At 60.4% G+C, this 20,292-nt stretch carries 17 protein-coding genes and 1 tRNA gene; 9 read left to right on the top strand and 9 right to left on the bottom strand.

What is annotated here, in order from left to right:
• Positions 1-82: 82 nt before the first annotated feature.
• Entirely contained in the window at positions 83-967 is an 885-nt protein-coding gene (locus RGCCGE502_RS21925; RefSeq protein WP_016556389.1) for a methyltransferase domain-containing protein, read from the top strand.
• Between the two features lie 13 nt (positions 968-980).
• On the opposite strand, the gene RGCCGE502_RS21930 is transcribed toward RGCCGE502_RS21925, so the two are convergent.
• The 6 genes from RGCCGE502_RS21930 to RGCCGE502_RS21955 form a co-directional block, all read right to left on the bottom strand.
• A complete protein-coding gene (locus RGCCGE502_RS21930; RefSeq protein WP_016556390.1) occupies positions 981-1,151 on the bottom strand; it encodes a Flp family type IVb pilin in 171 nt (56 codons plus the stop codon).
• Between the two features lie 67 nt (positions 1,152-1,218).
• Entirely contained in the window at positions 1,219-1,536 is a 318-nt protein-coding gene (locus RGCCGE502_RS21935; RefSeq protein WP_016556391.1) for a hypothetical protein, read from the bottom strand.
• A 123-nt stretch (positions 1,537-1,659) separates the two neighbouring features.
• Positions 1,660-2,079: an 8-oxo-dGTP diphosphatase MutT gene (gene mutT, locus RGCCGE502_RS21940; RefSeq protein WP_016556392.1), complete on the bottom strand. Its 420-nt coding sequence runs from the start codon at positions 2,077-2,079 to the stop codon at positions 1,660-1,662.
• Positions 2,076-2,897 carry a GNAT family N-acetyltransferase gene (locus tag RGCCGE502_RS21945; RefSeq protein ID WP_051158720.1) on the bottom strand — a complete coding sequence of 274 codons (822 nt, stop codon included), beginning with the start codon at positions 2,895-2,897 and terminating at the stop codon, positions 2,076-2,078. Before RGCCGE502_RS21945 ends, mutT begins: the two co-directional genes overlap by 4 nt.
• Positions 2,866-4,107: a bifunctional glutamate N-acetyltransferase/amino-acid acetyltransferase ArgJ gene (gene argJ / locus RGCCGE502_RS21950; RefSeq protein ID WP_016556394.1), complete on the bottom strand. Its 1,242-nt coding sequence runs from the start codon at positions 4,105-4,107 to the stop codon at positions 2,866-2,868. The genes RGCCGE502_RS21945 and argJ overlap by 32 nt, the downstream gene beginning before the upstream one ends.
• Before the next feature lie 120 nt (positions 4,108-4,227).
• Positions 4,228-5,118 (bottom strand): peptidylprolyl isomerase, encoded by an 891-nt coding sequence (locus RGCCGE502_RS21955; RefSeq protein WP_016556395.1) that lies wholly within the window; start codon positions 5,116-5,118, stop codon positions 4,228-4,230.
• A gap of 246 nt (positions 5,119-5,364) precedes the next feature.
• Between RGCCGE502_RS21955 and secA the strand changes: the two genes are divergently transcribed.
• The 3 genes from secA to RGCCGE502_RS21970 all read left to right on the top strand — a co-directional run bounded on the left by secA (position 5,365) and on the right by RGCCGE502_RS21970 (position 10,946).
• Positions 5,365-8,079, top strand: a complete 2,715-nt coding sequence (gene secA / locus RGCCGE502_RS21960; protein WP_016556396.1) for a preprotein translocase subunit SecA — start codon at positions 5,365-5,367, stop codon at positions 8,077-8,079.
• A 163-nt stretch (positions 8,080-8,242) separates the two neighbouring features.
• Positions 8,243-9,652 carry a lipopolysaccharide biosynthesis protein gene (locus RGCCGE502_RS21965; RefSeq protein ID WP_016556397.1) on the top strand — a complete coding sequence of 470 codons (1,410 nt, stop codon included), beginning with the start codon at positions 8,243-8,245 and terminating at the stop codon, positions 9,650-9,652.
• A 4-nt stretch (positions 9,653-9,656) separates the two neighbouring features.
• Positions 9,657-10,946 (top strand): GNAT family N-acetyltransferase, encoded by a 1,290-nt coding sequence (locus RGCCGE502_RS21970; RefSeq protein WP_016556398.1) that lies wholly within the window; start codon positions 9,657-9,659, stop codon positions 10,944-10,946.
• Positions 10,947-10,964: 18 nt separating this feature from the next.
• On the opposite strand, the gene RGCCGE502_RS21975 is transcribed toward RGCCGE502_RS21970, so the two are convergent.
• A complete protein-coding gene (locus RGCCGE502_RS21975) occupies positions 10,965-12,593 on the bottom strand; it encodes an AMP-binding protein (protein WP_016556399.1) in 1,629 nt (542 codons plus the stop codon).
• A gap of 183 nt (positions 12,594-12,776) precedes the next feature.
• Here RGCCGE502_RS21975 and RGCCGE502_RS21980 point away from each other — a divergent pair, with 183 nt between their 5' ends.
• Positions 12,777-13,757, top strand: a complete 981-nt coding sequence (locus RGCCGE502_RS21980) for an aldo/keto reductase (RefSeq protein ID WP_016556400.1) — start codon at positions 12,777-12,779, stop codon at positions 13,755-13,757.
• A gap of 83 nt (positions 13,758-13,840) precedes the next feature.
• Positions 13,841-14,635 (top strand): class I SAM-dependent methyltransferase, encoded by a 795-nt coding sequence (locus RGCCGE502_RS21985; protein ID WP_016556401.1) that lies wholly within the window; start codon positions 13,841-13,843, stop codon positions 14,633-14,635.
• Here RGCCGE502_RS21985 and RGCCGE502_RS21990 read toward each other — a convergent pair.
• On the bottom strand, positions 14,632-15,216 hold the full coding sequence (locus RGCCGE502_RS21990) for a TetR/AcrR family transcriptional regulator (RefSeq protein ID WP_016556402.1): 585 nt from the start codon (positions 15,214-15,216) through the stop codon (positions 14,632-14,634). The two genes, RGCCGE502_RS21985 and RGCCGE502_RS21990, sit on opposite strands and share 4 nt — an antisense overlap.
• Before the next feature lie 120 nt (positions 15,217-15,336).
• Here RGCCGE502_RS21990 and RGCCGE502_RS21995 point away from each other — a divergent pair, with 120 nt between their 5' ends.
• Complete coding sequence (locus RGCCGE502_RS21995; protein ID WP_016556403.1) at positions 15,337-16,674, top strand: MFS transporter; 1,338 nt, start codon at positions 15,337-15,339, stop codon at positions 16,672-16,674.
• Positions 16,675-16,752: 78 nt separating this feature from the next.
• Positions 16,753-16,837 (top strand) — tRNA-Leu (locus RGCCGE502_RS22000).
• A 181-nt stretch (positions 16,838-17,018) separates the two neighbouring features.
• Here RGCCGE502_RS22000 and RGCCGE502_RS22005 read toward each other — a convergent pair.
• Positions 17,019-18,149 (bottom strand): ArnT family glycosyltransferase, encoded by a 1,131-nt coding sequence (locus RGCCGE502_RS22005; protein WP_016556404.1) that lies wholly within the window; start codon positions 18,147-18,149, stop codon positions 17,019-17,021.
• A gap of 280 nt (positions 18,150-18,429) precedes the next feature.
• Between RGCCGE502_RS22005 and RGCCGE502_RS22010 the strand changes: the two genes are divergently transcribed.
• The gene (locus tag RGCCGE502_RS22010) at positions 18,430-20,172 is read left to right on the top strand and encodes a cation:proton antiporter domain-containing protein (protein ID WP_016556405.1); all 1,743 of its coding nucleotides are present in this window, start codon (positions 18,430-18,432) and stop codon (positions 20,170-20,172) included.
• Positions 20,173-20,292: the final 120 nt, after the last annotated feature.

Below are 20,292 nucleotides of genomic sequence, written 5' to 3' on the forward strand. Positions count from 1 at the left end.
AACCCGTTACGCAAGACTAGCGCGTTTTGCGTCTGGAGAAAATCGCCTTGCGACACCCGGTTCGTGGGACTATGCACTGCCCATGGATATCATCTTCGACCAGCCCCGGATTGCTGCAAACCGGCATCGCGCGCTTCTCAACCATGACCCGAAGGCGACGTTTCTCCTTGATATCGCCGCAGAAGAATTGGGCGAGCGCCTCGCGGTGGTTGAACGGACGTTCGACCATGCCGTCGAACTCCATGGTGCCACGGGTGCTGCGGCGCGTGCAGCGATTGCGACCGGCAAGATCGAGCAACTGACACGGGTCGAGGCTGAGCAGGCCTACGCGAGACCTGAGGAAGCCTTTGTTGAGGCTGGCCTCGAAGAGGTTCCTCTCGAGCCGCAATCCGCGAACCTCGTGCTGGCACCGCTCAGCCTTCACCTGACGAACGACACCCCAGGCGTCTTCATCCAGATTCGCCGCGCTTTGAAAGCCGATGGTCTCTTTCTTGCCGCGATCCCAGGGGCGGGGACGTTGCAGGAGTTGCGCGACGTACTGCTGGCAACGGAGATCGAGCTTACCGGGGGCGCGAGTCCGCGGGTGATTCCCTTTGCTGATGTGCGAGATGTCGGCGGACTGATGCAGCGCGCAGGCTTTGCCCTTCCCGTCATCGATGCCGAGACTTATACGGTGCGTTACGACTCGATTTTCCCGCTCATGAAGGACTTGCGGGCGATGGGGATGACCAATCCGCTCGTCGCGCGCAGCCGCAAGCCCTTAACGCGCACCTTCTTCTTGCGTGCGGCAGAGATCTATGCAGAGCGCTACGCCGACGCGGATGGCAGGATCCGAGCTACCTTCTCGATCATCTATGTCTCTGGCTGGGCACCGCACGAAAGCCAGCAAAAGCCGCTTCGTCCCGGATCGGCGAAAGTCAGGCTCGCCGACGCATTGAAGGTCGAAGAGCATAAGCTGAAGCAGTAGCGACAGCTTTTTCCTAGTTCGGCAATTTCAGATAGTTGCCGACGTTAACAAAGAGGTTGGCGAGGTTGCCGCTGAGCGCTCCAAACCCGACGATTATGGCCATCGCGACCAGCGACGCAATCAAGCCATACTCAATTGCGGTTGCGCCGCGGATGTCAGCCAGAAATGCCCTTACTTTTTGCATTGCCCACCTCAGCGATCAAGCGGCAGTCGTCAAACACGTTGCGGCTGCCGCAGCAACAACGTCAGTGTCAGCAGCCAACCCCGCTTCCGTATCCCTGAACGACGCAGACCGAACCAGGTGTCTCCTGAAGGACGCTCCGGCGGATCGTGTAGCGTTTGCCGTTCTCAGTCTTCGGAATTGAGCCGGTCGTCATTGTATCGAATTCAGATGGCGCGCTCGCAAAAACGCTCGACTTGGACTTGTCGGCAAGCATCGGCGTCAAGATCAAGGTCAAGGCTACAACAGCCGTGCCGAACAGCAGCGCGATGTTCAGCGCCCCCGTCCTGCTAGAGCCAGTCGAGGTCTGCTGTTTCTCTCTCACAGCTTTCCAGAAATCGTCGTCCATGCGTCAAGCCTTCTACACACACGCCAGTTGCTTGATTGAGGCCGATATTTGGCAGAAGGTGTTAAACGATCGATTAATATCCACACCCAAATTGGACGCTTGCGGAATAATAATCAGAAGTTCCTAAAGTAAATCCTGCAAGATCGGAATGAGCGGCTCGTCCGCGGGCGGCATCGGATAGTCGCGTAGCGCTTGCGGCTTCACCCACTTCAACGCCTGCCCCTCTTTCCCATGCGGAATTCCTTCGTACCGCCGGCAGACATAGAGCGGCATCAAAAGGTGGAATTTCTCATAGGTATGGCTCGCGAAGCTGAGCGGCGCCAGGCAGGCGATCTTCGTCGTGATCCCCAGTTCCTCATGCAGCTCACGCACCAGAGATTCCTCGGGCGTCTCGCCCGGCTCGACCTTGCCGCCGGGGAACTCCCAAAGTCCGGCAAGTGATTTTCCCTCGGGGCGTTGCGCCAGCAGGATGCGTCCGTCCGAATCGATCAGGGCGCAAGCGGCAACAAGAAGGATGTTTCGGGCGGGCGTGGCGTCACTCATCGCGACGGCTCCTGCCGCCAATAGGAATAGCGGTAGGCCTCTTGGAAGCCGAGTCGCTCGTAAAGCGCCAAAGCTGGAGCGTTCGTCGCTTTCACCTGCAACCACGCCGAACGGGCACTACGCATTCTGGCCCAGCGCAATGCGGAGGTCAGGATTTCCATCCCAAGCCCCTCGCGGCGGCGCTCCCTGGCGACGGAAAGCGACATAATGCCGGCAAGGTCATTGTCCTGAACGCAAAGAACCGTCGCAAGTGGGCCGGTTTGCGTGTCTTCAATCATGAAGAGCCCGGATGGCGGCTTGATCGCGTTGATGATCTCTGCGAGCGCCGGCTTCAGCTTGGACGAGACGCCGTCGGTTGCCAGATTGGCGTCCACGAAGCGGCCTATGTCATGGGTCGGCAAATGATCGAGCGTATCAGGCAGCTCCGCATGGGCAAGATCGCAGGTCATCACGATCGTCTCGTCGAAGGATGCCCATTGCTGCGCCCGAATAAGGTTGATCAGCACCGGCGAAGCAAGTGGCGTCTGACGAAGGACCGCCGGACGACCATAGGCCTCGAACTTGCGACTTGCCTTCGCCAGTCGGATCTCGACATCGCGATGATCCGAAGGATCGAGCGGCACGATCGAGTTCAGCCGGTTGGATGGATGTCCCGCGGTTAGCCGCACCTGCCAGCTGCCGTCATACTGTACGGACGAGGCCGGCCAGGCGCGGAAGCCGACGGCCTCCAGCCTGCGCACGAGCGGCAGATTTGGCTTCTTGAGTAACGTTTCGGTCAATGAAAGATCAGCTCCGGTAGTCACCGTTGATGGCGACATACTCCTTTGTAAGGTCGCACGTCCAGACCGTAGCGGTGCCGTTTCCGAGACCGATGTCGACCTTCACAGGAATATCCTGCTTCTTCATGACGTTGGTTGCCGCTTCTTCGGAATAGCCGGCGTCGCGCTCGCCATTGACGGCAACACGCACATCGCCGAACCAGATCGCCAGCCGGTCGCGGTCGGCCATCTCCCCGGACTTGCCGACGGCCATGACAATACGGCCCCAATTCGCGTCTTCACCGGCAGCCGCGGTCTTGACCAGCGGCGAATTGGCGATCGACAATGCGATCTTCTTCGCAGCCGCATCGCTTTCGGCGCCGGTGACGGTGATCTCCAGCATCTTGGTGGCGCCCTCGCCGTCGCGCACGACCTGCAGCGCAAGATCCTTGAGAAGATCATTGAGCGCAGCGCGGAATGAGGCCAGGCGCGCGTCATCGGCCTTCTCGGCACGAACTTGACCATCTTCGGCAGCCGCGCCGGTAGCAAACAGCATCAGCGTGTCGGAGGTCGAGGTGTCGCTGTCCACCGTCATTGAATTGAACGTCGGATCAACACCCGCAGACAGGAGCGCCTGCAGGGCGGCGGGAGCGATATCGGCATCGGTGACCACGAAGGAAAGCATGGTCGCCATATCGGGAGCGATCATGCCGGCGCCCTTGGCAATGCCGTTGATCGTCACCTTCACGCCGCCGATCTCCGCGCTGCGGGTGGCGACCTTCGGATAGGTATCGGTGGTCATGATCGCCTTGGCGGCCTCGAACCAGAAGTCGCCGGTTGCGTCCGTATGCATTTGATCGAGAACACCGGCAAACTTCGTAGCATCCAACGGTTCACCGATGACGCCGGTGGACGCGAGGTAAACCTCGTTCTCGCCGCAGCCAACGGCAGCCGCTGCCGAATTCGCCGTCAAGGCAGTCGCCTCACGACCTTTCAGGCCCGTAAAGGCATTCGCATTGCCGGAATTGACGACGACGGCGCGTGCGGTGCCATGCGGCAGGTTTGCGCGGCAAAAATCGACCGGTGCGGAGGGGCACTTCGAACGCGTAAAGACGCCGGCGACCGCTGCGGGCTTGTCGAACACCATCATCAGCACGTCGGTGCGGTTCTTGTACTTGATGCCGGCCGATGCAGTGGCCATGCGCACGCCGCGCAAGGCGGGCACGGCGGCATAGGATTTCGGAGCGAGCGGAGAAACGGAACCGGACATGGCGATCGACCTGGTGGCTGGAAGGATTTTCAGGGCGAAATATAAGCCGGCTCGCCCTGCGGAAATACGACAACTGCGATAGTGAAGGGCCCGGAAGAACCGGGCCCTAAACTTTGGATCTTACTGCTGCGGCTGCGCGGCGGGCGGTTCGTCGCCCGGCTGCGGCTGCTTGTTGGCGTCGTCATAGCCCTTGCGCAGCGCTTCGTCGGTAATGTCGACCTTCGACTTTTCCTTGGCAGCGGCGAGAAGTGCAAGGTACTTGTCGCGCATCACCAGCTGGCGAACCTGATCCTTGACCTGATCGAAGGCCGGCGGAGGAGCGTCGCGTTTATCTTCAACGAGGATGACGTGATAGCCGAAATCGGTCTTCACCGGAGTCTTGGTGTAGGTACCCTTGTCAAGCGCGAAGGCAGCCACCTCGAATTCCTTGACCATACGGCCCTTGGTGAAATAGCCGAGATCACCGCCGTCAGCCTTGTTCGGATCGGTCGACTTTTCCTTCGCCAGATCAGCGAAGTTCTTGCCGGCGTCGAGCTGCTTGATGACTTCCTTGGCCTCGTCCTCGGTCTTCACGAGGATGTGGCGGGCATGCACTTCTTCCTGCTTCGGGAGCGCAGCGACTTCCTTGTCATAGCGTGCCTTGACTTCATCGTCGGTGACAGTGTCGACGACATGCTTCTTGAAGTAGGCATTGTGCAACTCGCGATCGGCGAGATACTGCATGCGCTTCTTGAATTCGGCGGTCTGGTCTAGCTTCTCGGCAATCGCATCCTGCGCCAGCAGCTTGACGTCGATGGCGGCGGACAGGGCGGCGACCTTCTTCTGGTCGTCGGGCAGCTGTGCGAGCTGCGGGTCGAGATTGGCGACGGCCAGATCGAGATCCGACTGGTGGATCTCTACGTCGCCGACCTTGGCAACGACTGGGTCCGGCTTGTCTTGCGCATGTACCGGCGCCTGGAACGCAACGAAGGTTGCGAACGCCATTACAGCGAGTTTGTTGTAGTTCAACATCAAATAACCCTTCACAGTTAAACCCACCGGCTTCAACGTCGTGAATCCAGCCTGAAACAGCCATCAACACCGGAATGTGGCCTTTGTATATCAGCCAAATCCGTTGACATCATTCGACCCCCCTCTTATCTGTCACGCAACCTCGCGTCCAGAACAGTTTCCTGGCGTTTCGAGACGTGTGCCTGAAATTCGGCTGGGCAGCGGATAAGAAAAGCCGGGGAATATTATTGAGAAAGGACCAGTCATATGGTCAGCTTTGGCGGTATAGCCCGCAAAATATTTGGCTCTGCCAATGATCGCCGCGTGCGGTCCTTCCAGCCGAAAGTCGCAGCCATCAACGCCATCGAAGAAAAAACGAAGGCCTTGAGCGACGAACAACTGGCTGCCCAGACCGTCGAATTCCGCAAGATGCTGGCTGACGGCAAGACGCTCGACGACATTCTTGTGCCTGCGTTCGCCGTTGTGCGCGAGGCTTCGCGCCGCGTTCTCGGCATGCGACCTTTTGACGTACAGCTGATCGGCGGCATGATCCTCAATGATGGCGACATCGCTGAGATGAAGACCGGTGAAGGTAAGACGCTTGTCGCGACCCTGCCGGTTTATCTGAACGCACTCGCCGGCAAGGGCGTGCACGTCGTCACGGTGAACGACTACCTCGCCCGCCGCGACGCTGCGACCATGGGCAAGATCTACGGCTTCCTCGGCCTGACCACGGGCGTCATCGTTCACGGCCTGTCGGACGAAGAGCGTGCGGCTGCCTATAACTGCGACATCACCTACGCGACCAACAACGAACTCGGCTTCGATTATCTGCGCGATAACATGAAATACGAGAAGAACCAGATGGTCCAGCGCGGCCACAACTTCGCGATCGTCGACGAAGTGGACTCCATCCTTGTCGACGAAGCGCGCACGCCGCTGATTATCTCCGGTCCGCTCGACGACCGCTCCGATCTCTACAACACGATCGACACCTTCATTCCGCAATTGAGCGAAGGCGACTACGAGATTGACGAGAAGCAGCGCTCGGCCAACTTCTCCGAAGTAGGCACGGAAAAGCTGGAAAACCTGCTCCGTCAGGCCGGCCTACTGAAGGGCGCCTCGCTCTACGACATCGAAAACGTCGCGATCGTCCACCACGTTAACAACGCCTTGAAAGCACACAAGCTGTTCCAGCGCGACAAGGACTACATCGTCCGCAACGACGAGATCGTCATCATCGACGAGTTCACCGGCCGCATGATGCCGGGCCGCCGTTACTCGGAAGGCCAGCACCAGGCGTTGGAAGCCAAGGAAAAGGTGACGATCCAGCCGGAAAACCAGACGCTGGCGCAGATCACCTTCCAGAATTACTTCCGCATGTACGGCAAGCTCGCTGGCATGACCGGTACGGCGCAGACGGAAGCCGAAGAGTTTGGCAACATCTACGGTCTCGAGGTCGTCGAAGTGCCGACCAACCTGCCGATCAAGCGTATCGACGAGGACGACGAGGTCTACCGGACGTTCGAGGAGAAATACAAGGCCATCATCGCCGAGATCGCAGACGCGCAGACGCGCGGCCAGCCGGTTCTCGTCGGTACCACCTCGATCGAAAAGTCGGAACTTCTCGCCGAGCTGATGCGCAAGCAGGGCTTCAAGGACTTCCAGGTTCTCAACGCCCGCTACCACGAGCAGGAAGCCTATATCGTCGCCCAGGCCGGTGTGCCCGGCGCGGTGACGATCGCCACCAACATGGCAGGCCGCGGCACCGACATTCAGCTTGGCGGCAACCTCGACATGCGTATCGAGCGCGAACTTGGCGAGGTCGAGCCCGGTCCCGAGCGTGACGTCAAGATCGAAGCGATCCGCGAGGAGATCAAGCAACTCAAGGAAAAGGCGCTCGCCGCCGGTGGCCTGTATGTCATCGCCACCGAGCGCCACGAGAGCCGCCGCATCGACAACCAGCTGCGTGGCCGTTCCGGTCGCCAGGGCGACCCTGGCCGCTCGAAGTTCTACCTGTCGCTTCAGGACGACCTGATGCGTATCTTCGGCTCCGACCGCATGGACGGAATGCTGCAGAAGCTCGGCCTCAAGGAAGGCGAAGCCATCGTCCATCCCTGGATCAACAAGGCTCTGGAGCGTGCGCAGAAGAAGGTCGAGGCCCGCAACTTCGATATCCGTAAGAACCTTCTGAAGTACGACGACGTTCTGAACGATCAGCGCAAGGTGATCTTCGAGCAACGCCTCGAGTTGATGGAAGCGGCAAACATTTCCGAGACTGTCTCCGACATGCGCCGTGAGGTCATCGATGATCTCGTCGAAAAGCATATCCCGGAACGCGCTTACGCCGAGCAGTGGGACGCCGCCGGCCTGAAGGAGCGGACCGCCGCTCTGCTCAACCTCGACCTGCCGGTCGAGGACTGGGTGAAGGAAGAGGGCATCGGCGAGGACAACATCCGTGAGCGCCTGACGGAAGCATCGAATGCGGCCTTCACCGAAAAGGCCGAACGCTTTGGCGACGACATCATGCACTACGTCGAACGTTCGATCGTGATGCAGACGCTCGATCACCTCTGGCGCGAGCATATCGTCAACCTCGATCACCTACGCTCCGTCATCGGCTTCCGAGGCTATGCTCAACGGGATCCGCTGCAGGAATACAAGTCGGAAGCGTTCGAGCTCTTCACCTCGCTGCTCAACAACCTGCGTGAAGCCGTCACTGCCCAGCTGATGCGCGTCGAACTCGTACAGCAGGCGCCAGCCGAGCCGGAACCGCCGTTCATGCAGGCGCATCATCTGGATCCGGATACCGGCGAAGATGATTTTGCGCCGGCCTTCCTGGCTTCGGAAGTGACCGTTGCCCCGGAAAACCGCAATCCGGCCGATCCGTCGACCTGGGGTCACGTTGGCCGCAACGAGCCTTGCCCGTGCGGCTCGGGCAAGAAGTTCAAGCATTGCCACGGTGCCTTCGCACAGGCTTAAGGCCAGCAGCAAACGCTCTGAAAATGCCGCCTTTCCGGGCGGCATTTTCTTTTGTGGAAACAGCGCATCGCGTTAAGGGGCGGCGCACATCTACAACCGTTTCTTAACGCTGTTCTGCCAAGACTTCCCCGAAGATTTGCCTGAAGAGTTTTGCGTGTTTGTGATGGCGGTCATTGAGACGGCGGAAAAGATGCTGCCTGCGGGTCTGCGCCCGGCGGCTAGCCGTATGCTGCGCACACTCACCGCCGTCATGACTGCACGTGGCGACAAGGCTGCCGCACAGCGCATGGCGCTGACCGCCTTTTCCATTCGGATTGTCAGTGCTGCCCTCGCCTTTCTGTCGCAAATCGTACTGGCACGCCTCATGGGCGAATACGAGTACGGAATCTTTGTATTCGTCTGGGTCCTGATCGTCCTTTTCGGCGATCTTTCCTGCCTCGGCTTCCACACCGCGATCGTGCGCTTCCTGCCGCAATACAAGGCAGCAGGAGCCTTTGAGAAGATCCGCGGGCTGACCGGCACCGCCCGCATCTTCGGCTTGCTTTCCGGTACGGTCGCCCTTGCGGTCGGCATGATCGCGCTGCACGTCTTCGGCGACAGGATCGAGAGCTACTACGTCATGCCGATCTTCCTCGGACTGATCGCCATGCCGATGATCGCGCTCGGCGACATTTTGGAAGGCACGTCGCGCGCCAATCACTGGCCTGTCATGGCGTTGAGCCCTGCCTACATCGTCCGGCCCGTGCTCATCATTCTCTTTATGCTGACTGCGATCGGCCTCGGCGCGCCACATACCGCGATGACGGCGATGCAGGCCGCGCTCGTCGCCACCTATGTCACCACCGTTGGGCAGTACGTCGCAACGCTTTTGCGGTTGCGCCGTCATTACCAGGAAGGTCCGCGTGAGGTCGATTTTCTCGGTTGGCTCGGCGTCGCTTTCCCAATCTTCCTCATCGAGGGCGTTGGGTTCCTTTTGACCAATTCGGACGTGGTCGTCGTCGGCATCTTCCTCGAACCTCACGACGTCGCGATCTATTTCGCCGCCGCCAAGACGATGGCGCTCGTCCACTTCATCAATTTTTCGGTGAAGGCGGCCTCCGGCCCGCGCTTTTCAAGCCTCATCGCGGAAGGGACACGCCAGCAGCTCGCCGCTGCTGCGATCGACGCGGCAAGATGGACTTTCTGGCCTGCGCTTGCCATCGGCCTTGCCGTGGTCGCTGCCGGTCACCTGCTGCTCTCGCTCTTTGGCGGCGCCTTCACGGCGGGCTACGTCGTGATGGCGATCCTGCTCGCGGGCATTCTTGCCAAAGCGTTGGTGGGACCGGCTGAAACGTTGCTGATGATGGCGGGCAAACAGAACATGTGTGTCCTGCTTTATGCCGTGGCGCTTGCAGCGAATATCGGCCTCAACCTTTACTTCATCCCCAGACTGGGCATCGAGGGCGCTGCGATCGCCACGGCCTCCGCCATGGGCGTGGAAGCCATCCTCCTGCATTTTGCCGTCCGGCGGGCGCTTGGCATCGCGCTCTTCGCATTTGCCGCGTCCCCGGCCAAAACAGACATGGAAGCCTGACAAAATGGTCCGCAATCCTCCAGCTACCGAAACGACCGATGTCACGACGAACCGCATGGTCCATGAGCTTGCGGCTCTCGATTTCGATACGCCGCAAGCGGATGCGCGTGTTGAAATCGGCCGCCCGGGTCGCGAGCTCTGCCTTTACTCCGGCAAGCTCGGCTACGAACTGCAGGAAGAACTCGATTTCCTGTCCAACCGCGCGATGGAGCCGAATGTCTTCTTCACCGGGCGCTTTCTTGCGCCCGCCATGCCACGGCTGGACGAGAGACAGGTCAGCTTCGCCCTGTTGCGGGACCAGAACGACGCCCGCAGCCGGATGCGCTTTCTCATGCCGTTCTCTGTCGAAAAGCCGGGCTTCGCCGTCGGCCCCTCGATCGTCCGTGTCTGGTCGAACAGTTTCGCGCCGCTCGGCACGCCGCTGATCGATGCCGAGGATGCAGGCGAGACGCTGGACAATCTCTATGACGGCCTGACCCATCAAGACCTGCGCCTGCCGCAGATCCTCGTGCTGCCGGATGTCCGGCTGAACGGCATCTTTGCCCGTATGGCAAGGGCGGTCGCCATCAGCCGCAACCTGCCGATCACGATCACCAATCCCTATCAACGCGCCATGTTGCAAAGCGAGGAAGACGCCGTCGCTTATCTTCGCAGCTCGATTTCCGCGTCGCATATGCGCGAGATGCGCAGGCAGTGGCGCCTACTCGAGGAGCAGGGCACGGTCGTCTACAGCGTCGCCCGCCAACCACGCGAAGTCCACATGCGCTTCGAGGAGTTCCTCGCGCTCGAGGCTGGCGGCTGGAAGGGCAAGAAGCGCAGCGCGCTCGTCACCGATCGCTACCACACCGCCTTTGCCCGTGAGGCCGTTTCCAATCTCGCCGCCGTCGACGCCGTCCGCATCCACACGATCGATTTCAATGGAAAGGCAATCGCCGCCACGGTGGTTTTGATGATGGGGGGCGAAGCCTACACGTGGAAGACCGCCTATGACGAAGCCTACGCCCGCTATTCGCCGGGCAAGCTGCTGATGGGTGAACTGACGGAATGGCACCTCGACGACGCCAACATCGTGCGCTCGGACTCCTGCGCCGTTCCCAACCATCCGATCATGGACCGCTTCTGGCAGGAGCGCGAGGACATGGGAACCATGGTGATCGGACTTACCCAGAATGGTGACCGCGACGTGCGCCAGGTGGCCGCCCAGCTTCACATGTATAGCAGCACGAGAAATGTTGCGAAGATGCTGCGCCAAAAGATCATGTCGCTTGCACGGCGCGGCAAGTCTCCTCAGTAAGCCCTGATCACACAAGTCTCAACTGGCGCTGGCCCGCTCTCTGAGCAGGCGGCGGATAACCTTGCCCGTCGTCGTAAGTGGCAGTTCTGTAACGAATTCCACCTCGCGCGGGTATTCGTGCATCGAGAGCCGCAGTTTCACCCAATCGCTGATCTCCGACGCCAGCCGATCGCTCGCCTCGAACCCCGGCGCTAGCACGACATAGGCTTTGACGATCTCGGTGCGGACAGGATCCGGCTTGCCCACCGTCGCGGCCAGCTGCACAGCCGGATGGCCGATCAGACAGTCCTCGATTTCCGCTGGCCCGATGCGGTAGCCCGAGGAGGTAATGACATCGTCATCCCGCCCGAAGAACGTCACATATCCGTCGGCATCCTGTCGGCCGATATCGCCCGTCAGCAGCCAGTCGCCAAGGAATTTCCGCTCGGTCGCGGCAGCGTCGTTCCAATATCCGAGAAACATCACGGGATCGGGCCGGCGGATGGCTATCTGCCCGGCTTCGCCGACGGCAAGCTCTTCGCCTGCTTCGCTGACAATCGCCACGCTATGCCCGGGCACAGGACGACCGATCGCGCCGGGACGGCTGACGCCCATCGCGGCATTCGACGAGAGCACGAAATTGCACTCCGTCTGGCCGTAGAATTCGTTGACGGTAATCCCGAGCGTTCGTTTGACCCACTCCTGTGTTTCCGCACCGAGCGACTCGCCCGCGGCACCAATCGTGCGCAATACAAGGTCGTACTTGGAACGCGGGTCCGGTACCGACTTCAGCAGTCGGAGTGCCGTCGGCGGGATGAAGCCATTGCGCACCTTCATCTCAGCCATGATGCGATACGCCATGTCGGCATCGAATTTCTGTGCCGGTGACGAGACGACGGGAACACCCAACAGCAGGCTTGGCAACAGCGCATTCAGCAAGCCGCCGGCCCACGCCCAATCGGAAGGCGTCCAGACCTTGTCGCCCGGTTGCGGAAAGCCTTCATGGGCGAACTGCATGCCGGGTATGTGCCCGGCCAGCACCTGATGCCCGTGCAATGCCCCTTTCGGCGGGCCTGTCGTTCCCGACGTGAAGATCATCAGCGCTGGATCGTGTGGCGCTGTCTTCGCGACCTCGAAGACCGGCGGATGGCTTTCCACCAACGCCGCAAACGATCGCACGCGATGCCGATCGCCGTCGACGCAGATGACTTCGGCCAGATCAGGCAGTCGCTCGCGTATGTGGCTGATGCGGTCGAGTCCGAACCTGTTGGTGATGACGGCGGAAGCGCCCGCTGTGCGCAGCCTGTATTCCAATGCTTCGACACCGAAGAGCAAAGCCAGCGGCAGTGCAATCGCGCCGATCTTGTAGATCGCGACATGAGCGATAACAGTTTCGAAAGACTGCGGCAGAAGCAAAGCGACCCGATCGCCTCTCTTTACCCCCAAAGACATCAGAGCATTGGCAAACGACGAGGACCGATCCGCCAGTTGCCGATAGGTCATGGAGAGGTGATTGCCATCGGGGCTGAAGTGCTCGAGGCAGACGCGATCCGGCGCTCGCTCGGCCCATTCGTCGCTAACCGCGCGGCCGATGTTGAAGTCCTCGGGTAGGTCCCACGCGAAATCGCGGTAGAGGTCTTCATAGCGATCGCGCTGCGGCAGTCTCATCGGCGAAAATCCAGTCAAATGCTGCAACAGCTAACACCCGAAACTCCGCCGACGCAAGCGCGAGACCAGCGGACGACCCTCTGATCGGTCACAAAACTTTTATGCGAGCAACCAACACTTTCGCGCTTACCGCGCTAGATCAAGGAGCGCGCTGGGTAGCGATCGAATCTTTGGAGCAATTTCATGGACTACGTCAAATTTGGCGGCACCGGGCTGGAAGTGTCGAAAATCTGCCTGGGCTGCATGACCTTCGGCGAGCCCGGCCGGGGCAACCACAGCTGGACGCTTGGCGAGGAGGAAAGCCGTGCGCTGATCCGGCAGGCACTTGACCTCGGCATCAACTTTCTCGACACGGCCAATGTCTACTCGGACGGATCGTCCGAAGAGATTGTCGGCCGGGCGATCCGCGACTTTGCCAAGCGCGACGAGATCGTGCTCGCGACCAAGGTTTTCAACCGCATGCGTCCCGGCCCGAATGGCGCCGGCCTCTCGCGCAGGGCGATCTTCGACGAGATCGACAACAGCCTGCGTCGGCTCGGGACCGATTATGTCGACCTTTATCAGATCCATCGTTTCGATCATGCAACGCCAATCGAGGAAACGCTGGAAGCTCTGCATGACGTCGTGAAGGCCGGCAAGGCACGCTATATCGGCGCCTCCTCCATGTATGCCTGGCAATTCGCTAAGATGCTCTACACCTCTCGCGCCAACGGCTGGACGCCCTTCGTCAGCATGCAGGATCATCTGAATCTGCTTTATCGCGAGGAAGAACGCGAAATGCTTCCGTTCTGCCAGGATCAGAAGATCGCGGTGATCCCCTGGAGCCCGCTTGCTCGCGGCCGGCTGACGCGCGACTGGGACGAGAAAACCGCTCGCAGCGAAACCGACGAATTCGGCAAGACGCTCTACAAGCAGGCGGAAGATGCCGATCGCGCCATCATTGGTGTCGTCGGCAAGCTGGCCGAGAAACATGGTGTTTCACGTGCCCAGATCGCCACTGCCTGGATCCTGCAGAAGAGCGCGGTGACAGCACCAATCATCGGTGCATCGAAAGCCAACCACCTTACCGATGCGGTTGCGGCGCTCGCCGTCAAGCTGGCGCCGGAGGACGTTGCGGCCCTCGAAGATCCTTACGTACCCCACCGGGTCGAAGGCTTCAAGTAAGGCGATTGTTGGGAAAGCGTCGGTCGCTGGCCTTGGCCGGCAACCGGCCAATTCGGTTTGCGCATTCCTCTCAAGGATCCACCATGACGACCATTCCCTTCGAGGCCCGCCGCTTTCAATCTACCGCCGCCTACTACACGCGTTATCGCGTCCCCTATCCGGATGAACTGATCGAGCGGATCGCTGAGCGCGGCGGTCTTGCGCCCGGCGAACGCCTGCTCGATCTCGGTTGCGGTCCCGGCCAACTTGGCATCGCCTTCGCGCGACTGGCCAGGGCGGCTGTCACAGGCCTCGACCCCGAGCCCGAAATGCTGGAGGTGGCCCACGCTGATGCCGCCGCTGCCGGCGTTGATGTCACCTTTGTCAAAGGCTCTTCCTATGATCTTGATTCACGCTTCGCACCCCTGAAGATGACGGTCATGGGGCGTTCTTTCCATTGGATGGACCGACTAGCAACGCTGACTGCGCTCGATGAGATCACCGTTGCCGACGGCTGCGTGGTATTGTTTGGCGACCGTCACATCTCCTCGACGCCGGACTGGCGACAGGCCGTGAGCACGCTTGCCGAAACCTTCGCGCCCGAGCGCAATGCCGATCGCGAACGACGCAAGGCACCGGACTGGATAGAGCATGAAAGCATTCTGCTTCGCTCCCCGTTCAACGATTTGGAGCGGATCTCGGTTGTCAGGGAACGCAAGCTCGGCCTTGACGATATCGTCGGCCGCGCCTTTTCGACCTCTGTGACATCGCCACAGGCGCTCGGCGAGAGAACGGCCGCCTTCGACGCAGAACTGCGCCACAGCCTTCTCAAGCTGTCGCCGGAGGGCACTTTCGCGGAGGTGGTGGAGATCGGTGGCCTGATCGCACGCCGCAGCTAGCCGTCGACCCGGTTTGCAAGAGAGAGCGCATCGCGCGTGGTATAGAGAAAGCTGTCGGAGAGCTCGCGGCTTTCGACGGCGCGCGCAAGAACGACGGCTCCCATCATCGCTGAGAGAGTCGTAAACCCCTTCGCGCGCCGCTCCTCAGGCGTCTCGCCGGGAACGATCCCGGATAGAATATCGACGAGCATCGAAAGCCCGTCATTGAAGGTCTCGCGCATCGGCCCGCGGCTGCGGCTGACCTCCTGGGCAAGCGAGGCAAAGACACAGCTGCCGCCCGGATCATCGACGCTGCATCGGGACAGATAGTGATTGAGCAGCGCATCCAGAGGCTGTCCCGGTGCCGAGGCAGTGATCTCGTTCCAGCGGATCTTCACCCTTTCGATCAGGGCACGGCTAACTTCGAGCGCCAGGTCCTCCTTCGATTCGAAGTGCCCGTAGAATCCGCCATGCGTCATCCCGGCCGCCTTCATGATCTCGGCGACGCCGATACCGTCGAACCCCTTTTCGCGAAACAGCACGCCTGCGACCTGCATGATCTTCTCGCGATTTTCGGCAAATTTCTCTCGGCTGACCCGCATTCATTTCTCCGCAATTAGCAGCTTGACAAGTTATATGATGTCCATCATCAATACGCAATAATTATGATGACCATCATCTAAAATTCAGATCGTCCGAAAACCCCAGACGGAAGCGTCACTATGGTATCGACTGCACTTGCCTCATCGCTGGCGCGACGCAACATCCACTATGGATGGATTGTCGTCGCGGCGACTTTCCTCACCATGCTGGTGACCGCCGGCGCTATGGGCGCGCCCGGCGTCCTTATCAAGCCCCTTCAGGATGAATTCGGCTGGGAGACATCGCAGATATCCTCGGCGCTCGCCGTCCGCCTGATCCTGTTCGGGCTCATGGGACCATTCTCGGCCGCCTTCATGAATTATTTTGGCGTCCGCAAGGTCATCGTCTTTGCGATGATCCTGATCTCGAGCGGCTTCGTCGGCTCGCTGTTCATGACTGAGATCTGGCAGCTTCTGCTGCTCTGGGGCGTGGTTGTCGGCCTCGGCACCGGGCTGACCGCCATGGTGCTCGCCGCCACCGTCTCGGCCCGCTGGTTCACCAGGCACCGTGGGCTCGTCGTCGGCATGCTGTCGGCGAGCTCCGCCACGGGCCAGCTGGTCTTTCTGCCAATGATGGCGCAGCTGACGGAAAGCTACGGCTGGCGCGCGACTGTCTTCTTCGTCTGCGGCATGATCCTGTTTGCGGCACTCGTCGTGCTCGCTTTCATGCGCGACCGCCCCTCCGATCTCAACCTGCCGTCCTTCGGAGAGGCACAGGTGACGCCGCCGCCCGCACGGACCGGCGGCCTGCTCACCATGCTCGCCGCACCCGTTGTCGTCCTCAAGGAGGTCGCGAAGACCTCGACCTTCTGGATCCTCTTCGCCACCTTCTTCATCTGCGGACTGAGCACAAACGGCCTGATCCAGACCCATTTCGTGACGCTCTGCGGCGATTTCGGCATCCTGCCGGTGGCCGCCGCAAGCGTTCTCGCCGTAATGGGCATCTTCGATTTCTTTGGCACGATTGGCTCGGGCTGGCTGTCCGACCGTTTCGACAATCGCTGGCTGCTTTTCTGGTATTACGGGCTGCGCGGACTGTCGCTGCTGTTCCTGCCATTCAGCGATTTCACTTTCTACGGCCTGTCGATCTTCGCCGTCTTCTACGGCCTCGACTGGATCGCCACCGTTCCCCCGACCGTGAAGATCGCCGCCGACCGCTTCGGCCGCGAGAAAGCCGGCATCGTCTTCGGGTGGGTCTTCACCGGCCATCAGCTGGGTGCAGCCACCGCCGCCTATGGCGCCGGCCTGTCGCGCACAGAACTGCAGAGCTATCTACCCGCCTTCTTCATCGCCGGCGCCTTCTGCCTGCTCGCCTCGGTCCTCGCGATCACGCTGAAGAAGTCCGGCCTTCACGCACCCGCTGCCACCGGCGCACACTACGGTTTCCGGCCGCCGATGGCGGGCCGGAAACTCCAATAAATCAAGCCGAGAACTTCGCCCGCCGTCTTGCGCGCGCGGGCGAACGCATGCTAGACAGCCGCCTCGTCGGTATCCGTTGCCCCATTGGCGGAATTGGTAGACGCGCTCGACTCAAAATCGAGTTTCGAAAGAAGTGCTGGTTCGACCCCGGCATGGGGCACCATCGACAATCCTACTGCTGCTGCCAGACATCACCACCGGACAGCTTCTCTCGGGTGTTTTTTGATTGTCAGGCCCTAGTCGACAAGTTTCCAGCACGATCGCTCAATGTTGCCCGCCAATAGCAACCGCCCGGGCGCGGATTGCGCCTCAGCGGTGCTCAAGCACGTAATCAAACAACACCTTCAGTGGAAGCTGCCGGCGAAAACGACGCCCAGCGAGATAAAGATCATTGCCCCAACGAGCACGGTAAGCCTGCTGATTGCGCCGGGGATGTGGACCCCTGCCGCATCGACCTTACACGCGAGATAGAGGGGAAATGCGACGAAGAAGATCGAGATCCACTTCGGGCGCATCATCGTCGCATCGACAGCCAGCATGATCACGAAGACCAGAAACATGCTGATGACAAGCGTCCAGCCGATCACCCGCGTCCATTCGCTGCTCGCGGCGAAAATGGTACGGAGATGCCCGCGATAGACAACGGCGAGAACAGCGATCGTCAACGCGCAGCATTTGAGAATTGACTCCACCAACTCCAAGGCGGCGATGAGCTGAAGAGGCATCCCGTGGCTCGATGCTGCCCGCATCTTTGTCACCGTGTCACCGGTTGCCGCATCGAGATGGGTAACCGCCCAATAAACATGCGGGCCGACAACAGCGAGACCAACCGCAATGGTCACGGTCAGCCGCCAGTTGAGAACCAGTCGGCGCAGGCTGGGTTCAAGCAGGAGCGCAACCACGGTCGCCACGGGGATGATCGCAAAGTTGTACTTTGCCAGAAATCCCAGGCCGGCCGCCGCGCCGAGAAGCGCGTAGTTGCCAGCCGACGGGCGCTCGGCCACTAACGTCAGCACGTAGAGGAACAGCGCAACGACAGCGAAGGCGCCAATGCTGTGGGTCAAATCCCGCTGTGACAGCAGAAAGACCGCCGGCAGGCTCAGGAAGCCGAGAATGGAGATCCAGGCAGTGTCACGCTCTCCCACCACTTTGCGAGCTGCCAAGCCCAGAAAGAGGCAGCTCATCAGCAACGTCGCATTCTTCACGAATGCCAGCGTATCGACGGACACGCCGAAGACCTTGGCGAAACAGTAGAACACCCAGTTGTAGAGAGGCGGCTGGTCGCCATAACCGAATTGCAACGCATGCGAGAGTGCGACTTGTTGCGCCTCGTCGGAGGCGAGATCGCCGCCGCGCAGCAGCCGAAGGACGAAGCTAGCGGTGAAATACGTTGCCAGCAGAAGGACGGGAAGGAGTGCGTTTAGCCGCGTCGAACGGCGAGGGGAAACATATGAACCACTAGTAGTATCCGTCAAATTTCGGCCCCATCTCCGCTCGCCTGGACAATGCTCTGCGGCGGAAATATGCAATTCCTCTGATAAACCGCACAACAGTTCACCTGTAATTTCGGGGACTTACCAGCGCCGTTCCTGCGGTGAGTGTTGCTCCAACGCAACGTTTGCTGAGCCGACCCGTTGGCAGCATTGCCGCCGCAATCTGGGTCTACCCACCATTTGGTTGGAGGTTGCAAATCAACTGTTTAACTTTTGAGACGTTTCCGCCAAACTGCGGCCGCCAAAAAAGGAAAGCGCACGCGTGCATCAGGAAGTATCGCTTATTGCCACAATTGCCGTGAGTTTCGTCTGCGCGGCGATCCTCGGTTATATCGCCGACCGGCTGCGCCTGCCGCCATTGGTCGGCTACCTTCTCGCCGGCATTGCCATGGGACCGATGACACCCGGTTTCGTCGCCGATACCGAGCTTGCCAGTCAGTTGGCGGAAATGGGCGTCATCCTGTTGATGTTCGGCGTCGGCCTGCATTTTTCCACCGCTGATCTGCTTGCCGTGCGTGGTATCGCTGTGCCGGGCGCGCTCGCCAGGATCGCCATCGTCACGCTGATCGGTATTGGACTCGCCAACTGGTGGGGATGGGGCCTTGGAGCCGGAATTGTATTCGGCCTCAGCCTGTCCGTGGCGAGCACGGTCGTGCTGCTGAAGGCCTTGGAGGAACGCAACCTGCTGAATTCGGCCAGCGGCCGCGTGGCTGTCGGCTGGCTGATCGTCGAAGACCTGGCCATGGTTCTGGCGCTGGTACTGCTGCCTGCCCTTGCCGGATTGCTCGGGGGCCATGCCGCCGATGGCGGCGTCGCCGGACTGCCGCTTCCCATGACGATTGCGCTGACGCTTCTGAAAGTCGGCGCTTTTGCCGTCATGGCAATCTTTCTCGGGCCAAAGATCGTGCCCTGGCTCCTGACGCTGGTCGCCCGAACCGGCTCGCGCGAACTCTTCACTTTGACGGTCCTCGCCATAGCGCTTGGTATCGCATTCGGCTCGGCGGCAATCTTCGGCGTGTCGTTTGCGCTTGGCGCCTTTTTCGCTGGCGTGGTGATGAGCGAATCCAACCTCAGCCATCGTGCCGCTGCCGATTCGCTACCACTTCAGAACGCCTTTTCGGTGCTGTTCTTCGTTTCCGTGGGGATGCTGTTCGATCCGTCGATCCTGGTGCGCCAGCCGATGGCGGTGATCAGCGCCCTGGCATTGATCATCGTCGGCAAGGCTATCATTTCTTTCCTCATCGTCGTCCTGCTTCGCTATCCGATCGGAATGGCACTGACGGTATCGGGCGGCCTGGCGCAAATCGGCGAATTCTCGTTCATTCTCGCCAGTCTCGGCGTTTCGCTTGGACTGCTGCCGACTGACGGCAAGGATATCATCCTCGGATCGGCGATTATCTCAATCATCCTGAATCCGCTCGTCTGTGCAGGCGCCGAAGTGCTGCATACCCGGGTGCAGACACGATGGCCGGTCCTCAACAATCACTTTGGCCGCCGCCGGCACGAGGCACTCGGTCGCGAACTTGAAAAGATCCGGGCGATCAATGAGGCACGGGAACATCAGCATCAGCTCGAGATGCAGGAACTTATCGAGACCTTTCCGCTGTTCGCCAAGGTGGACGAGGACTCGCAGGAGGAGTTGCTGCTCCTGTTCCGTCCGAAATCGGCGCTGCCTGGCGAACGTGTGATCAGAAAGGGCGATCGAGGCGATGGCCTGTATTTCCTGTCTTCAGGTGCCGTCGAGGTGCAACTCCCGGACGGCCCGATCCCGCTCGAGCCAGGGGCGTTTTTTGGAGAGATGGCGCTTCTCAGCGGTGGACGTCGCACTGCGGATGTCGTTGCCGTCGATTTCTGCCAGTTCCTTGTGCTCGAACGGCGCGACTTCAATATGTTCACGGCAAAGCACCCCATCTTGCGTCAGGCCGTCAGCGAAATGGCGCGGGAACGCACCGAGATGAATGTGATGCGGCAGCAGCGCAATCAACCCTCCAGCGTCGCTTCGTGACGCCTCCGCGCACCGAGCGTGATCACGAAGATTTTTTGGCACGCCACCCTACGAACGACACAGCGACCATTTACAGCCGCATCGACGCCCCATAAAGCTCATGCGCTCGAAGCGAAAGGA

This window comes from Rhizobium grahamii CCGE 502, from assembly GCF_000298315.2.
Taxonomy (GTDB): domain Bacteria; phylum Pseudomonadota; class Alphaproteobacteria; order Rhizobiales; family Rhizobiaceae; genus Rhizobium; species Rhizobium grahamii.

Excerpts from the sequence above, each read along its gene's own strand:
- RGCCGE502_RS21930 (WP_016556390.1), bottom strand. The coding sequence starts at position 1,151 with ATGCAAAAAGTAAGGGCATTTCTGGCTGACATCCGCGGCGCAACCGCA.
- RGCCGE502_RS21955 (WP_016556395.1), bottom strand. The coding sequence starts at position 5,118 with ATGTTGAACTACAACAAACTCGCTGTAATGGCGTTCGCAACCTTCGTT.
- RGCCGE502_RS21935 (WP_016556391.1), bottom strand. The coding sequence starts at position 1,536 with ATGGACGACGATTTCTGGAAAGCTGTGAGAGAGAAACAGCAGACCTCG.
- RGCCGE502_RS21990 (WP_016556402.1), bottom strand. The coding sequence starts at position 15,216 with ATGCGGGTCAGCCGAGAGAAATTTGCCGAAAATCGCGAGAAGATCATG.
- RGCCGE502_RS21970 (WP_016556398.1), top strand. The coding sequence starts at position 9,657 with ATGGTCCGCAATCCTCCAGCTACCGAAACGACCGATGTCACGACGAAC.
- mutT (WP_016556392.1), bottom strand. The coding sequence starts at position 2,079 with ATGAGTGACGCCACGCCCGCCCGAAACATCCTTCTTGTTGCCGCTTGC.
- RGCCGE502_RS21945 (WP_051158720.1), bottom strand. The coding sequence starts at position 2,897 with ATGTCGCCATCAACGGTGACTACCGGAGCTGATCTTTCATTGACCGAA.
- secA (WP_016556396.1), top strand. The coding sequence starts at position 5,365 with ATGGTCAGCTTTGGCGGTATAGCCCGCAAAATATTTGGCTCTGCCAAT.
- RGCCGE502_RS21965 (WP_016556397.1), top strand. The coding sequence starts at position 8,243 with ATGGCGGTCATTGAGACGGCGGAAAAGATGCTGCCTGCGGGTCTGCGC.
- RGCCGE502_RS21985 (WP_016556401.1), top strand. The coding sequence starts at position 13,841 with ATGACGACCATTCCCTTCGAGGCCCGCCGCTTTCAATCTACCGCCGCC.
- RGCCGE502_RS21925 (WP_016556389.1), top strand. The coding sequence starts at position 83 with ATGGATATCATCTTCGACCAGCCCCGGATTGCTGCAAACCGGCATCGC.
- RGCCGE502_RS21995 (WP_016556403.1), top strand. The coding sequence starts at position 15,337 with ATGGTATCGACTGCACTTGCCTCATCGCTGGCGCGACGCAACATCCAC.
- RGCCGE502_RS21975 (WP_016556399.1), bottom strand. The coding sequence starts at position 12,593 with ATGAGACTGCCGCAGCGCGATCGCTATGAAGACCTCTACCGCGATTTC.
- argJ (WP_016556394.1), bottom strand. The coding sequence starts at position 4,107 with ATGTCCGGTTCCGTTTCTCCGCTCGCTCCGAAATCCTATGCCGCCGTG.
- RGCCGE502_RS21980 (WP_016556400.1), top strand. The coding sequence starts at position 12,777 with ATGGACTACGTCAAATTTGGCGGCACCGGGCTGGAAGTGTCGAAAATC.